Origin of the sequence: Vibrio sp. 10N.261.55.F4, from assembly GCF_041470465.1 — a bacterium.
Classification (GTDB): Bacteria; Pseudomonadota; Gammaproteobacteria; order Enterobacterales; family Vibrionaceae; genus Vibrio; species Vibrio crassostreae_C.
In genome coordinates this window covers 13,225-26,678 of the sequence record NZ_JBFRMM010000045.1, presented here as the reverse complement: position 1 = coordinate 26,678, position 13,454 = coordinate 13,225, and the positions used below count along the sequence as shown (strand labels likewise).

The following is a 13,454-nucleotide window of genomic DNA, read 5'->3' as shown; positions in this document are numbered from 1 at the left end:
TAGCTTCACATTACTTAACTAATGGTGGTCAATTCATCGACCAAAAACGCAATATCGCACATCTAAATAACAGTGAATAAGGAGTGTTTGAGCTTGGTTTAAGAGATGCGCAGCTCGTCACTTTTTGTAGGTAAAATATGAAATTCGAACAGTGCTAATTTAGCTTCGCTATCGAATCACGTAACACCAAACTACCAGTGGTTTTGATGGTGGTCGCTTGCTCTGTTTCACCGACAATTTGCAGGATCGCCTTTTGCGTCATTTGCTCTAATGGCACACTCACAGACGTTAAGCTTGGCGTTAAAAACGCCCCCACTTTGCTGTTATCAAAGCCGACGATCGAAACATCTTGAGGCAATGAGTACCCAAGTTCGGTTAACGCCTTAATCGCACCAATCGCCATATCATCGTTTTCAGACAAGATAGCAGTGAATGTGGTTCTGCTTTTTGCCAAAGCCTGAGCCGCGTGATAACCGCTCTCCATCGTCCAATCACCTTGAACAACGTTGGACTCATCCAATGCAACACCATGTTTAGTTAACACATCTTGATAGGCTTGGTAACGCAGCTCATCGGTCGAAGAACCGGCTTTACCACGAATCACTGCAATATCGGTATGACCCTGCTCGATGATGTGTTCAACCATCAAACAAGCGCTCTGATAATGGTCGGTGGTAATAGCATGATTGGGCTTCGACGGCATTTCTCGGTTGAGTACCAGAATCGGAGTGTCAGTGCTTTCGATGATCTGAGCTATCTCGCTTTCGGTTAAACATTGCGGATAGATGATGATGCCCGCGCACTTCATATCCAGCAGGAAATTGATCGCCTTTCTTTCGTCTTCAGCGCTGTGTTTGCCATCGGTGATCACCAATTGGTGATTCGACTTTTCGCTATAAGAAGCCGCGTGATACATCAAGGAAGAGAAGTAAGGGCCATTGAACAACTCATTGGTAATTACAAAGCCGATGAAATTGGTCTTCTTGGTCGCCAATTGCTGAGCCAACAAGTTCGGTCGATAACCTGTTTCTTGAATCGCATCAAATACCTTTTTCACCACATCTGGGCGCACGATGTTCTTGCCATTTAAGACACGAGAAACGGTCGATTTAGATACGCCTGCGCGGTTTGCGACATCAAGCATGGTTACCATTCGCTTCTTTTCCTTTATAAAAAATTAGCCGACATAGGCCGACTAATTCATTGCAAAATGACAGCTCACAGTTCACATAACTGCGCTGGGGAATGCATTCTAAATAGTGGCACCGTTAGATGCAATCACACCTTTATACCACTCGAAAGACTTCTTGCGCTTGCGTTCTAGTGAGCCAGATTGATCGTTGTGCTTATCTACGTAAATGAATCCGTAGCGTTTTTTCATCTCGCCCGTGGTGAACGAAACTAAATCGATACAGCCCCAAGGGGTATAGCCCATCAAATCAACACCATCAATCGAAACGGCTTTTTTCATCTCTTTGATGTGGTCGCCAAGGTAAGCAATGCGGTAATCGTCATTAATGCTGCCATCTTCTTCAATGGTATCAACCGCGCCAAAACCGTTCTCAACGATGAACAATGGCACTTCATAACGTTCATACAGAGACGCTAAACAGAAACGCAAACCCGTCGGATCAATTGGCCAGCCCCAATCGCTAGACTGGATAAACGGGTTATCGACCGAATTTTCATGACCGCCGTCCATCGCTTCTTCTGTAGATTGGTGAGAAGAAGAATCCAAGGTATTCGACATGTAGTAGCTAAAGCCTAAGTAATCAGCCTTACCTTCTTTTAGGATCTGCTCATCTTCAGGCTGCATCTCAATGTTGAAGCCTTTGATTGCCCAGTCACGCGTAGCGTAATTTGGGTAATGACCGCGAACCATCACATCTGAGAAGAAGTAACGGTCACGCATCGCTTGTTGTGCCACCATAATGTCTTCCGGTTTAGAAGAACGTGGATAGAAAGGCACCATCGCACACATTGCGCCGATTTGAAGATCTGGATTGATCTCGTGACCTTTCTTAACCACCAAAGCACTTGCAACAAACTGATGGTGAACCGCTTGATACATCGCCTCTTGCGGCTTTTCGCATTGTGGAAACTTCACGCCTGAGCATAACCAACCGAAAATATCTGCCGAGGTGTTCATCTGGTTGTTGATCTCGTTAAACGTCATCCAGTATTTCACTTTGTGTTGGTATCGTTCCATCACTGCAGTTGAATACTTAACGAAGAAGTCGATCACTTTGCGGTTCATCCAGCCGCCATATTCCTTAGCTAGATGGTAAGGCATTTCAAAGTGGCTCAGTGTTACCACAGGCTGAATGTCGTATTTCAACAGCTCGTCAAACAGATCATCGTAAAACGCTAAACCCGCTTCACACGGTTCAGCTTCATCGCCATTTGGGAAGATACGCGTCCACGCGATACTGGTACGGAAACACTTAAAGCCCATCTCAGCGAATAACTTAATGTCTTCTTTGTAGCGATGGTAGAAATCCACTGCGACTTGGTTAGGATAGTTTTCGCCATCAATCACGCCATCGGTGATTCGACGTTGTACACCATGAGCGCCCGCTGTTAATACATCAACAACACTGACACCTTTACCATTCGCATCCCAGCCGCCTTCTAGTTGATGCGCTGCTACTGCACCGCCCCATAAAAAATCGTTCGAAAATTCGTTGTTCATACCATTACTCACTACAAGTTATTCGTGAAAAAGATCAGAATTTGAGCTGCAATTACAACTCTGAAATCGATTTCAATAAAAGCAAAGATACAGATTGAAACCGGTTTCAGCAACAGTTAAAAGATCTTTTTTGATCGATCTAAAGACTAATCAACAGTCAGCATTACGATCAATGCTGTTCAAAATACTGATCATGCAGTGATTTGCCAGATTGGTCTTGAGTGCCAGGGTAGAACTGAACGAGTGTCTGATCGGCTAGTGTGAGGTGAATCCAACCCTCTTTGACTTTCAGCCAATTGGTACCGTTGGTCTCATAGACGGCAGGAAACTTGCCCCAGCCAGACTCTGATACCTGCAGCTCTTGAAATAGGTTAATCGGGGCTAGCTTATTGCTGTCGAAGTTTGCGTCGGCATAGACAGATAAAGGCTCGATGGCATCGTTTGGCTTAAACGTATAACAGCTCACAGAGGCTGAAGTGCGATCAAACCACTGGTAGGGTTGTGCGCCTGTTAAATCGTAGACCGTGCAATCGTTAAATTGAATGGCCCACTCTTGATGGGCTTTGAAGCCAAGGTAACCTATGGGTTGGGATGGTTCAGGCTTTGAGTCCGCCTCCTGCTCATACACCGGTTCTGAGGTAGCACATCCCATAAGCCCAAGACTAAAAAGGAAAGTCACAGCAAGCTTCATCATTGTCATACCTCAGTTCCGTTAGTAGATGAGTAACTCAATTAAGTCTCTACATTAAACGGTAAGTTCCAAACGATTACCATCCGGATCGAGTACACAGCTCTCATAATAGCCATCGCCTGTTCTTCTTGGGCCATCTAAGCGCTCATAGCCGTCTTCGACCAAGTGTTGAGTCAGTTGATCGACCGCCTGTTCCGAACCTAATGATATCGCCATGTGAATGAAGCCTGTGAACTGGTCATAGATGTCGTCTTTCGATTCAGGGACAGAGTCCATTTCCATAATCTCTAAACGACTTCCCGTATCAAACGAGAGGAAGTATGAAGAAAACCCTTTAGTTGGGTTGTGATATTTTGAGTTCAATGTCGCGCCGAAATAATCTTCATAAAATCGCTTCAGTACTTCGAGTTGTTTGGTCCAAATTGCGATGTGTTCAATCTTCATTTTGTTTGCCTAAGTTTGATGTCTAACGCTAGATTACTCATCAAATAAGGAACAATAAACAGAACGAAATTCATCGAAATTGTTCCTGATTAACGGGCTCGATTTTATGTCCATAACTGCACAGTATTGGCATCTATGTTTGTGTAATAGTTATCTTTCCTCCATAGTCAGGTTTTACACAATCTGAGATTCAAACTGTGAGCTTTTTAAAACTGATACTACTTGCGGCTATATGGGGAGGCTCGTTTCTTTTCATGAGAATGGCCGCCAATCCATTAGGGCCCGCAGTCTTAATTGAAGCGCGAGTTCTGTTTGCAGCACTTACTCTGCTTTTAGTTTCTTTCTATTTAAAAAAGAAGCTCTCTTTTCATGATCACGCAAAACACTTCTTCATTCTCGGCCTGTTTAACACCACACTTCCTTTTTTGCTTTTCGCTTATGCCGCGCAGACACTTAACGCCTCGACACTCGCCATCTTGAACTCTACCGCGCCAATATGGGCAGCAATCATTGGTGCAATATGGACCAAAACAGCACTCGAGGCGAAAGTTCTATTGGGACTTGGGATTGGGGTAACAGGAGTTGGCGTGTTAGTCGGTTGGGATGCGATGAACATTGGCCGTGAGGCTGTGCTTCCTATCTTTGCAGCAGTGATGGCGGCCTTTAGCTACGGAATAGCGTCAAACTATACCAAACAAGCCCCTAAAGTTGAGGCATTCAACAATGCTCATGGCAGCATGTGGGCTGCGGTATTGCTGGTTTTGCCGTTTGTATTCTTTATTCCGATGAGAGAAACACCCGACGTTACGATCACTACATCGGTTGTCTTATTAGGCGCGGTATGTACTGGGTTAGCGTATCTACTTTACTTCAATCTCGTCTCTGAACTCGGCGCACCTTCAGCCCTGTCCGTGACCTTCATCATTCCGGTATTTGGTATTCTATGGGGTAACTTATTCTTAGATGAAGCAATTGGCATCAATACGATTGTTGGTTCAATTCTGGTTATCACCGGCACCATGTTGGTGACAGGAATGACGCCTTCTAAGACGATAGAGAGCGCCAAACAGAAACGAGCAGCAAGAGCGGCTCGTTAATCAGCCATATATTGCTGAATCTTGTTTCTCAGCCACTGATGAGCAGGGTTCAAATCGGTTCTTTTATGCCAAATCATGTATTGCTGCATAGGTAAGATTTCAAACGGCTGATCAAGGACTTGAAGCTGGAAGGATTCGGAAAATTGATTGGCAAAATCACGCGATGTACTGCCGACACAATCTGAGCCCGATACCAGCACACACATGGTCATCAGCGAGTCACACTCGGCACTCACTTTTCTCTGTTTCAGTGGCGACTTGGTAAAATAATCTGCCGTGTATAAACGGGTTCGACGCATTCTAAAAGTAACATGCTTTTCGTTGTAATATTGCTCTTGCGTCACAGAGCCATTGATTCTCGGATGCCCCTTTCGAGCTATCAGCACCAACTCATCTTCAATCATCGGCTGCTTCATGTAGCCGTTAACTTGCGGGTAATGGATATCAATCGCTAAATCAGCTTGTTGCATGCTCAAGCCTTGCAATAATTCTTCTTCGTTGTTCGGCACCATATTGAATTCAATCGAGATATTGCCCAACGTCTCATCTTGCTCGACGAGAGGTTGAAGCTTGGTTAATCCAATCTCATTCACCAGGATACGAAACACATGATGCTGCTGATTATCAAATGTCTTTAAAGTGCTTACTGCGCTGCTTATCCCTTCTAGAGCAGGCTCTACTCGGTCTGCCAATTGCACCGCAGCGTTAGTCGGAATAATCCCACGCCCTTCACGAATAAACAGGTCGGTATCAAGCTGAGATTGCAATCGCTTCAATGCCCCACTAACCCCAGGCTGAGTCATACCAAGCGATTCTGATGCAAGCGTGATCGACTTTAATCGATACACTTCTAAGAACACGCTCAATAGATTTAAATCCAACTTTTCCACGTCGCTCACCGTTACTCTCCCTGTCAATGTGGCCTAAATCAATCATAGGTCAGGATTCGCCTTCGTTCCCCAACCATTGCATGACTCAATACATAGCCAATCGTGATGTATTAAATAAAGCTTACTTTATTTTTTGCTATATGTCTTATTCCTATAATCGCCTCAACGAAACAAAATTCTGAAATGAAGAGGCTCTTATGACGACTTCACGCACGTTCAAAAATGCATCACTGTTCCTAGCTATCTCGCTCGTATTCCCTGCAGTTGCAGCTAACCATGACCACGCACACTTCAGCGAAATTGGCGACCAAGGTGGCAAAAGCGCAACCGAGATGACGACTAAGGCAAACCAAGAGTTCGCAAAAACACTTAACTTTGCCGACACTCGCGCTTTCGACAATAACAACAAGGGCCTTATTGCTAGCTTCGACCAAGAGACGGGCGACATCATTCGCAATAGCTTTAACTTTATCGACCCAAGTGTGACGAATGCAGACCAAGCACCAGATTCAGTAAACCCTTCACTGTGGCGCCAAGCGGTATTGAACCAAGCAGCAGAAGGCTTATATGAAGTTGTTCCGGGTAAAGTTTACCAAGTTCGAGGTGCTGACTTAGCGTCTATCTCTTTCATTCGTAGTGACAACGGTTGGATCGCTTACGACGTTCTTCTTACCAAAGAAGCGGCCGCTAAATCACTCAAATTCTTCAAGAGCAATGTGCCTGATGGCGGCGAACTGCCCGTCGTTGCTATGATTTACTCTCACTCGCACGCTGATCACTTTGGTGGCGCAAGAGCAATCAAAGACGCATACCCAGATGTAAAAGTGTACGGTTCGAAAAACATTACTAAAGAGATCGTCGACGAAAACGTATTGGCGGGTAATGCAATGTCTCGTCGTACCGCTTATCAGTATGGTGCAACCCTGAACCGACACGAGCACGGTATTGTTGATGCTGCACTGTCGAAAGGCCTATCAACCGGTAGCATTACTTACGTCCTGCCAGACTACGAGCTGAACCATAACGAAGAGATTGAAACTCTGGTTATCGACGGCCTAGAAATGCAATTCATGGATGCTTCAGGTACCGAAGCGGCCTCTGAAATGGTGACGTATATTCCAAGCATGAAAGCACTTTGGACTGGCGAGCTGACTTACCAAGGCATGCATAACCTGTACACGCTGCGTGGCGCTAAAGTACGTGACGGCTTGAAATGGTCTAAGAAGATCAACGAGATGTTAGTCACTTGGGGTGAAGATACTGAGGTGCTGTTTGCGTCTCACTCATCGCCAATCTGGGGCGAACAAGAGATCTCTGATTACCTAAAAATGCAGCGTGACGCTTACGGTTTTACTCATAACCAAACGCTTCGCTTAGCCAATAACGGTGTGGTTCTACAAGACATCGGTGACGAGATTTACAAGGTCATGCCAGACAGCATTCAACAGTCTTGGCACACCAACGGTTACCACGGTACTTACTCTCACAACGCCCGCGCTGTGTACAACATGTATCTTGGTTACTTCGACATGAACCCAGCTAACCTAAATCCACTACCAATCAAGCCAGAGTCAGTGAAGTTTGTTGAATACATGGGCGGCAGCGACGCTGTGATTGAAAAAGCGCAGCAAGACTTCCAAGAAGGTGAATATCGCTTCGTTGCAACAGCACTGAATAAGGTGATTCAAGCAGAACCAGAGAACAAAGTTGCACGTGGCTTATTGGCAGATACGTACGAGCAATTGGGTTATCAATCAGAAGGTGCAGGTTGGAGAAACATCTACCTAACCGGCGCTCAAGAGCTTCGTATTGGCACACAACCGGGCGCACCAAAGACTGCATCTCCGGATGTGTTGGCTAACATGACCATTGAGAACTTGTTAGATTACTTAGCAGTTAAAGTGGACTCGCTAAAGGCACAAGAAACACCATTTACAATGAATATTCAGTTGCCTGATGTAAAAGAGTTCTACTACGTTGAAATGTCTAACGGCAACTTGAACAACATCCAAGTATCAGAGCTGCAAGATGCGGATACAACACTGATCATCAATAAGTCTGACGTGTCTGATATCGTGCTTAAGAAAACAAGCCTAGGAAAACTGTTAGAAGACGGACAAGCAGGCGTGAAAGGTGATAAGACATCGCTTAACAAACTGCTGTCTTCACTGACAGAAGCTGACACCTCTTTTGAGATTGTACCGCGCCCAAGTAAAGGCGAAGAAGTTGATGCAGAGCTATACCAAGATTCAGCGGTACACGCTCAGCTCATTAAACGCCGGATACACTAAATAAAAACAACAGCAGTTAGCTAGAAAAACGTTCTATAAAGAACATAAAAACAAGCCCCTCCCTTTTGGTTGGGGCTTTCTTATTTGTTCTCAATATATGCTTCTGAATCGCTATTGAGTTTGCCCGTTTACGTCGCAATCCCAATAAGAAGGTGAACCATAATATTGAACAAAGTAATCGATAAATACGCGCACCTTTGGTGCAAGTAACTGAGCACTCGGGTATACCGCCCAGATAGCCGCCTCATCCTTTAAAGGGTAATCCGGCAACACCTCAACCAGCGAACCTTCCGCGAGCTGCTTGTATGCTATCCAACTCGCGCACATGGCAATGCCCAAGCCATCGACACATACATCCCTTACCGCTTCACCGTGATCGACGCGGATAGCACCTAGGCTCTCTTCGAGTTTTCCGATATGAATACTGGCTACCGGAGGTGACAACCCAAGCTCTTGTCCTGCTTGACCTATATTGTGCGTAGACGCGAGTCGCACAAACAATTTTAGATGTTCAATGTTCATCAATAATGGCTAGCCTGCGCTGAGTACACGCTGCTTATTGGCCGCAGCGGCACGAGGGATAATGTGAGTTTTAATATAGGCATTGAGCTTAAACCATGCAAAAGCGCCTGCTAAAGCATTGGCGACGGTCGCAGCAATAACCGCATTGATCATGTCTCCGGTTATCGAGCCAAGCCATAAAGCGGGAATGTAGAAAACAAACAAGCGTAGGAAAGAGACATTCAAAGCTTTACGCGGCACACCCAAGGCATTAAAGACCGACGCAACCAACATGCAAAGCCCAAGCGGCCCATAGCTGAACGGTATAAATAACAAGGTCACTTCAAACCAGCTGCGTATGCTTTGTTCTTCCGAGATAACAGGAATAATCCAGCCACTAAACAGCGCCAACAATGTTGCCATCACGGTGTGGAAAACCAATAAGAACTTCGCTGTTGTATTCAATAGCTCAGGGATTTTGCATCGCTGCTGCGCCCCTAGGTAACGACCAATCATAGGCGGGATAGACATCGTCAGAGCAAGAGAAAACACCAGCATAAAACTTTCAACACGGGCGAGTAAGCTCCAAAAAGCCATCTCATCGGTTCCGATTCTCGCAACCAATAGCATTGAGAAGAACGCGCTGACCGCAGGTAATATCTGATTCGCAGTGGTTGGCATTACCGTCTTGAATAACTCAAAACTGTAGCCTTTGATTCGGTTACTGCACGCGCCATTGAAGCCAAACCAACCTTTGCCGCGAGACTTGATTAGCATGTAGATTGCGCCGAAAGCGTAGCCAATGCTCGATGCGATCGCCGCCCCTGCGATGCCCATATCCAATCCAAAGATCAGAATAGGGTCGAGAATTAGGTTAATCACGCTAGCAGCCAAGAACATGCTTCCGGTTGTTTTGGTATCGCCATTGGCACGATAAACGCAGGTGGCCAGATAAAGCACCGCCACCATCAATGCACTGAACAACCACAGTGGCCAGTACACATTAAAAATAGACAGCATGGATTGGTATTGAGCGTCAGAGACATGATTCACAAACGACGCGAAAACAGAATCGCTAAAAACAATCAGGCCTAAGCAGATCAAAGCTATTACCACAACACCAAACCCGACCGACAACGTGGCAATTGAGGTAGATTTACGTTGCTCCTTTGCCCCTACCGCTTGAGAAATAATGGACGTTGCCGCCACACTGATGCCCACTTGAACCCCGGTAAACGCCGCTTGAAATGGCAAGGTGATACCGTGAACCGCCAACTCATTCACCCCTAGCTGACCAATAAAGATCGAATCGACCAATTGCACCATCATGATCGCAAACACACCTAGCGTCAGTGGCAGCGTTTTCTCAATAATGGTTTTCAAAGTCGCGGATCTCATCTGCATAAGTCGGTTCACTCTTGTCTGTACCTTGGGGCTAATTACCTAGTTGAGCAGTATACGAAGCTAAATGAAAAGGATAAGAGCGCCAGACAAGGAATGAGTTTTTAGATTTCGTTGACAATCGAATTAGCAAGATACCTTCAACGTTAAAATATCCATCTAAGACACTGAATAAATTGAAATTATCAAACGCGCCAACACTCTTAATAATTCGTTAATAGTGTTTCGTTTAATGGTTAATTGTTGGTTCGAACATTCCTCGCTAGCCTGAATTTAGGTCGCATTCACACTGAATAGGCTGAAATGAAATCTCTCAGAAGGAATATGGAAATGGTATATCAAGGTTATACAACGTTTAAAGCTCAAGCCGAGGATGGAATTCTTACCGTCACTTTTGACTTCGGTACTGTGAATGTTCAAGGGCAAGAGACTTTGATGCTGACGAAGCCGAAGCACTCAAAGCGGAAGCTTATTGGTTGTATCAAGCTACGAGCAAAACCCCTGCGGTTAAGCGCTTCCAAATTGCCGATGAGCAAGGCCTAGAGCACGATATGGAAAACCAACGTAACTGGGAAACTCTGGTTATGAACGTTCAAGACATCAAATAACTCGGTCACTTCTCTTAATTTGGGTCAGTCACAAACTGACCCATTGTCTTACTTAATCGTTAAACGCCAACGGTTAACCACCAAGTGTTAAAATGGTCATTATTTGCCCCATAGACTCACATTTGAGTCTTCAGCTTGTGAGCCAAATGCAACTATGTGTCATTAATCTTTGTTATAACGTTGTTCAAACTATTTTTTGAAGGACGGAATATGCAAAAAATAATTCTGATCACAGGTGCCACGGATGGCATTGGTTTAGAGACCGCAAAAGCACTAACGCAGCAAGGGCACCATGTTCTGATTCATGGCCGCAACCCAGTTAAGGTCAATAAAGTCGTGACCGCTTTGTCTCGCCTGTCTAAGAATGCAATCATCGAAAGCTACATCGCAGATCTATCGACGCTCTCTGAAGTTGAGGTGCTCGCAACCCAAATCAAAAGCGATCACAAACGACTCGATATACTCATTAACAACGCAGGTGTGTATAAGGTGTCGGACATCACCACTCCAGACAATCTTGATGTGCGTTTTGTCGTAAACACCATTGCGCCGTATCTACTGACACAAAAGCTGCTTCCTCTTTTTGATGCGACAGGTCGTATCGTCAACCTATCTTCAGCAGCCCAAGCACCCGTAGATCTAGATGCATTAATCAGTCCGAATGCGGGCGAACTTGATGGTCCGGTTTACGCGCAAAGTAAGCTGGCGCTAACGATGTGGTCCATCGAATTAGCCAATACTCTTTTAGACAAAGGCACCGCAATTATCCCTGTAAACCCAGCTTCTTTCCTTGGTAGTAAATTAGTGAAAGATGCTTATGGCGTTGATGGCAACGACCTTGCGATTGGAGCCGATATTCTTTGTCGTGCTGCGCTCAGTGATGAGTTTGCCAACGCTTCTGGTCAATATTTTGATAATGATTCTGGGTTGTTCAAAGACCCGCACGCCGACGCATTAGACAACACTAAGAACCACAAGCTGGTGACAGTGCTTAATCAATTACTCGAAGAAAAGCTGTGCGTTACGCACTGATCATTCATTAGTAAAAAACGACCACTAACACTCCCCCCCACCACCACACACACAATCCAAGCCGCAGTTCTATCTATACAGACAAAGAACTGCGCGCTCTTTCGATTATTAAGATTTCTTTAATACTGATTCCCCGCTTTGCCCAATTATCACCCAAGATGCAGATTGCTAAACTTGCCCCCGTCGAAACAACACAGGCTACGGCCGAGGAGCATTTATGCGTTTTGAAGGTAAAGTTTATCGTCCTTGGATGGAAGCAGAGAGCGTACTCATCCAGACAACATTGGGGTGCAGTAATAACCAGTGTACCTTCTGCACGATGTTTGATGATAAGCGTTTCAAAGTAAGAGACATCAAAGACATCTTTGAAGATATTGATGCGGCGAGAAAAATCTACCCGCATGTTGAATCTATCTTTTTGGTCGATGGTAACGTGATGGCTATTAGAACCGAGATGCTGATTTCGATTCTGGATTACATCAAGATCACCTTCCCAGAGAGCAAGAACATTTCTCTGTATTCGGGGTTCAATGACTTCCGTCGTAAGAGCTTGTCTGAATTAAAAGAGATTAAGTCGGCAGGTTTAAGCATGGCCTATTCTGGCTTGGAGTCCGGTGACCCAATTGTGCTTGAACACATTCAAAAGCGCATGACGCGTGAGCATGCAATTGAAGGTATGAACCTAGCCCGTGAAGCAGACATCAAGGTGCTGGCTTCATTTATCTTTGGCCTTGGCGGCAAAGAGCGTTCTATAGAGCATGCGATTAATACCACCAGCTTGCTGAACATCATGCAGCCGGATGCGATTGCACCAATGGCTTTAGCCGTTCAACCGGGATCGGTATTGGAAAAAGAAGTAAACCGTGGCGAGTTTGTTTTACCAACGCCATTGCAGATTCTGGAAGAAGAAAAATACTTGCTCGAAAACCTAGAAGATTTCGATTGCTACTACTGGGGTGACCACGGCAATAACATCTCACCAATGCGTGGCATGTTGCCTCAGGCTCGTAAGCCGTTTCTTGATAAGATAAATCAAGACATCGCGCATAACCCAATCACTAAGCAAAACGTCATTAAAACCTTTGCTTGGTAACGAGTAACCTCTACATCGTTTGAAGCAGCCACAAAAAGGGCCAGTGTCAGCTGGCCCTTTCATTTTCTAGCTATGTATCTCTCTATCGAACTATCTGGAGCCGACCGCTCGGACTAATTCTGCGATTCCATCCCAATCACCCTTGTCCATTTTGTCTGTCGGTACCATCCAAGTTCCACCGCAGGCAACGACTGATTTCAGTGCTAAGTAAGACTCAACGTTCGCTGGGCTTACACCGCCTGTAGGCATAAAGTTAACCGGGTAAACAGCCGTCAACGCTTTCAACATTGCGACACCGCCAGATGGCTCGGCAGGGAAGAACTTTAGTGTCTTAAGCCCCATTTCCATTGCTTGTTCAACCAAGCTTGGGTTACTCACTCCAGGAACAATCGTAACCCCTCTTTGCTGACAGTATTTGACTGTGGTTGGATTCAAACCTGGGCTGACAATGAAATCAACACCCGCATTAATGGCAGTATCCACCTGCTCTGTAGTCAGCACAGTACCTGCGCCAATCAGTAACTCAGGGTAAGCTTCACGCATCAAACGAATCGACTCTGCTGCCGCTTCTGTACGAAATGTCACTTCAGCACAAGGCAAGCCATTTTCAACCAGTACTTTCGCAAGCGGCACAGCCTGAGCAACGTCATTAATGGCGATCACCGGAACGATGCGAATATCTCTGAGTCGCTGTTCAATTGTTTTCATTGTTCA

General features: G+C 45.4%; 12 protein-coding genes and 1 pseudogene. 5 read left to right on the top strand and 8 right to left on the bottom strand.

What is annotated here, in order from left to right; genetic code table 11:
- Window positions 1-154 precede the first annotated feature (154 nt).
- From AB4249_RS20735 to AB4249_RS20720, 4 genes are all read right to left on the bottom strand, one after another.
- A complete protein-coding gene (locus AB4249_RS20735; RefSeq protein ID WP_372104612.1) occupies window positions 155-1,153 on the bottom strand; it encodes a LacI family DNA-binding transcriptional regulator in 999 nt (332 codons plus the stop codon).
- A gap of 99 nt (window positions 1,154-1,252) precedes the next feature.
- On the bottom strand, window positions 1,253-2,692 hold the full coding sequence (locus tag AB4249_RS20730; RefSeq protein WP_102332355.1) for a 6-phospho-beta-glucosidase: 1,440 nt from the start codon (window positions 2,690-2,692) through the stop codon (window positions 1,253-1,255).
- Window positions 2,693-2,861: 169 nt separating this feature from the next.
- Window positions 2,862-3,386 carry a hypothetical protein gene (locus AB4249_RS20725; protein ID WP_102332390.1) on the bottom strand — a complete coding sequence of 175 codons (525 nt, stop codon included), beginning with the start codon at window positions 3,384-3,386 and terminating at the stop codon, window positions 2,862-2,864.
- Window positions 3,387-3,437: 51 nt separating this feature from the next.
- Complete coding sequence (locus AB4249_RS20720; protein WP_017064032.1) at window positions 3,438-3,827, bottom strand: VOC family protein; 390 nt, start codon at window positions 3,825-3,827, stop codon at window positions 3,438-3,440.
- A 197-nt stretch (window positions 3,828-4,024) separates the two neighbouring features.
- Here AB4249_RS20720 and AB4249_RS20715 point away from each other — a divergent pair, with 197 nt between their 5' ends.
- Window positions 4,025-4,924, top strand: coding sequence for a DMT family transporter (locus tag AB4249_RS20715; protein WP_372104609.1), 900 nt, complete (start codon window positions 4,025-4,027; stop codon window positions 4,922-4,924).
- Here the strand turns inward: AB4249_RS20715 and AB4249_RS20710 are convergent.
- A complete protein-coding gene (locus AB4249_RS20710; RefSeq protein WP_017059462.1) occupies window positions 4,921-5,823 on the bottom strand; it encodes a LysR family transcriptional regulator in 903 nt (300 codons plus the stop codon). The two genes, AB4249_RS20715 and AB4249_RS20710, sit on opposite strands and share 4 nt — an antisense overlap.
- A gap of 188 nt (window positions 5,824-6,011) precedes the next feature.
- On the opposite strand from AB4249_RS20710, the gene AB4249_RS20705 reads away from it, so the two are divergent.
- On the top strand, window positions 6,012-8,105 hold the full coding sequence (locus AB4249_RS20705; RefSeq protein ID WP_372104606.1) for an alkyl/aryl-sulfatase: 2,094 nt from the start codon (window positions 6,012-6,014) through the stop codon (window positions 8,103-8,105).
- Between the two features lie 111 nt (window positions 8,106-8,216).
- Here AB4249_RS20705 and AB4249_RS20700 read toward each other — a convergent pair whose 3' ends face one another.
- Window positions 8,217-8,627 carry a LysR family transcriptional regulator gene (locus AB4249_RS20700; protein ID WP_017059460.1) on the bottom strand — a complete coding sequence of 137 codons (411 nt, stop codon included), beginning with the start codon at window positions 8,625-8,627 and terminating at the stop codon, window positions 8,217-8,219.
- A gap of 9 nt (window positions 8,628-8,636) precedes the next feature.
- The gene (locus AB4249_RS20695) at window positions 8,637-10,010 is read right to left on the bottom strand and encodes an MATE family efflux transporter (RefSeq protein ID WP_372104603.1); all 1,374 of its coding nucleotides are present in this window, start codon (window positions 10,008-10,010) and stop codon (window positions 8,637-8,639) included.
- Between the two features lie 446 nt (window positions 10,011-10,456).
- Here AB4249_RS20695 and AB4249_RS20690 point away from each other — a divergent pair.
- The 3 genes and pseudogenes from AB4249_RS20690 to AB4249_RS20680 all read left to right on the top strand — a co-directional run.
- Window positions 10,457-10,615: pseudogene (locus AB4249_RS20690) on the top strand (enoyl-CoA hydratase/isomerase family protein); the annotation flags it as partial.
- 210 nt (window positions 10,616-10,825) lie between these two features.
- Window positions 10,826-11,647 (top strand): SDR family NAD(P)-dependent oxidoreductase, encoded by an 822-nt coding sequence (locus AB4249_RS20685; RefSeq protein ID WP_372104600.1) that lies wholly within the window; start codon window positions 10,826-10,828, stop codon window positions 11,645-11,647.
- A gap of 217 nt (window positions 11,648-11,864) precedes the next feature.
- Window positions 11,865-12,740, top strand: a complete 876-nt coding sequence (locus AB4249_RS20680) for a radical SAM protein (protein ID WP_102428081.1) — start codon at window positions 11,865-11,867, stop codon at window positions 12,738-12,740.
- A gap of 90 nt (window positions 12,741-12,830) precedes the next feature.
- Here AB4249_RS20680 and AB4249_RS20675 read toward each other — a convergent pair whose 3' ends face one another.
- Complete coding sequence (locus tag AB4249_RS20675; protein ID WP_065583747.1) at window positions 12,831-13,448, bottom strand: bifunctional 4-hydroxy-2-oxoglutarate aldolase/2-dehydro-3-deoxy-phosphogluconate aldolase; 618 nt, start codon at window positions 13,446-13,448, stop codon at window positions 12,831-12,833.
- Window positions 13,449-13,454: the final 6 nt, after the last annotated feature.

Excerpts from the sequence above, each read along its gene's own strand:
- AB4249_RS20735 (WP_372104612.1), bottom strand. The coding sequence starts at position 1,153 with ATGGTAACCATGCTTGATGTCGCAAACCGCGCAGGCGTATCTAAATCG.
- AB4249_RS20730 (WP_102332355.1), bottom strand. The coding sequence starts at position 2,692 with ATGAACAACGAATTTTCGAACGATTTTTTATGGGGCGGTGCAGTAGCA.
- AB4249_RS20725 (WP_102332390.1), bottom strand. The coding sequence starts at position 3,386 with ATGATGAAGCTTGCTGTGACTTTCCTTTTTAGTCTTGGGCTTATGGGA.
- AB4249_RS20720 (WP_017064032.1), bottom strand. The coding sequence starts at position 3,827 with ATGAAGATTGAACACATCGCAATTTGGACCAAACAACTCGAAGTACTG.
- AB4249_RS20705 (WP_372104606.1), top strand. The coding sequence starts at position 6,012 with ATGACGACTTCACGCACGTTCAAAAATGCATCACTGTTCCTAGCTATC.
- AB4249_RS20700 (WP_017059460.1), bottom strand. The coding sequence starts at position 8,627 with ATGAACATTGAACATCTAAAATTGTTTGTGCGACTCGCGTCTACGCAC.
- AB4249_RS20695 (WP_372104603.1), bottom strand. The coding sequence starts at position 10,010 with ATGCAGATGAGATCCGCGACTTTGAAAACCATTATTGAGAAAACGCTG.
- AB4249_RS20685 (WP_372104600.1), top strand. The coding sequence starts at position 10,826 with ATGCAAAAAATAATTCTGATCACAGGTGCCACGGATGGCATTGGTTTA.
- AB4249_RS20680 (WP_102428081.1), top strand. The coding sequence starts at position 11,865 with ATGCGTTTTGAAGGTAAAGTTTATCGTCCTTGGATGGAAGCAGAGAGC.
- AB4249_RS20675 (WP_065583747.1), bottom strand. The coding sequence starts at position 13,448 with ATGAAAACAATTGAACAGCGACTCAGAGATATTCGCATCGTTCCGGTG.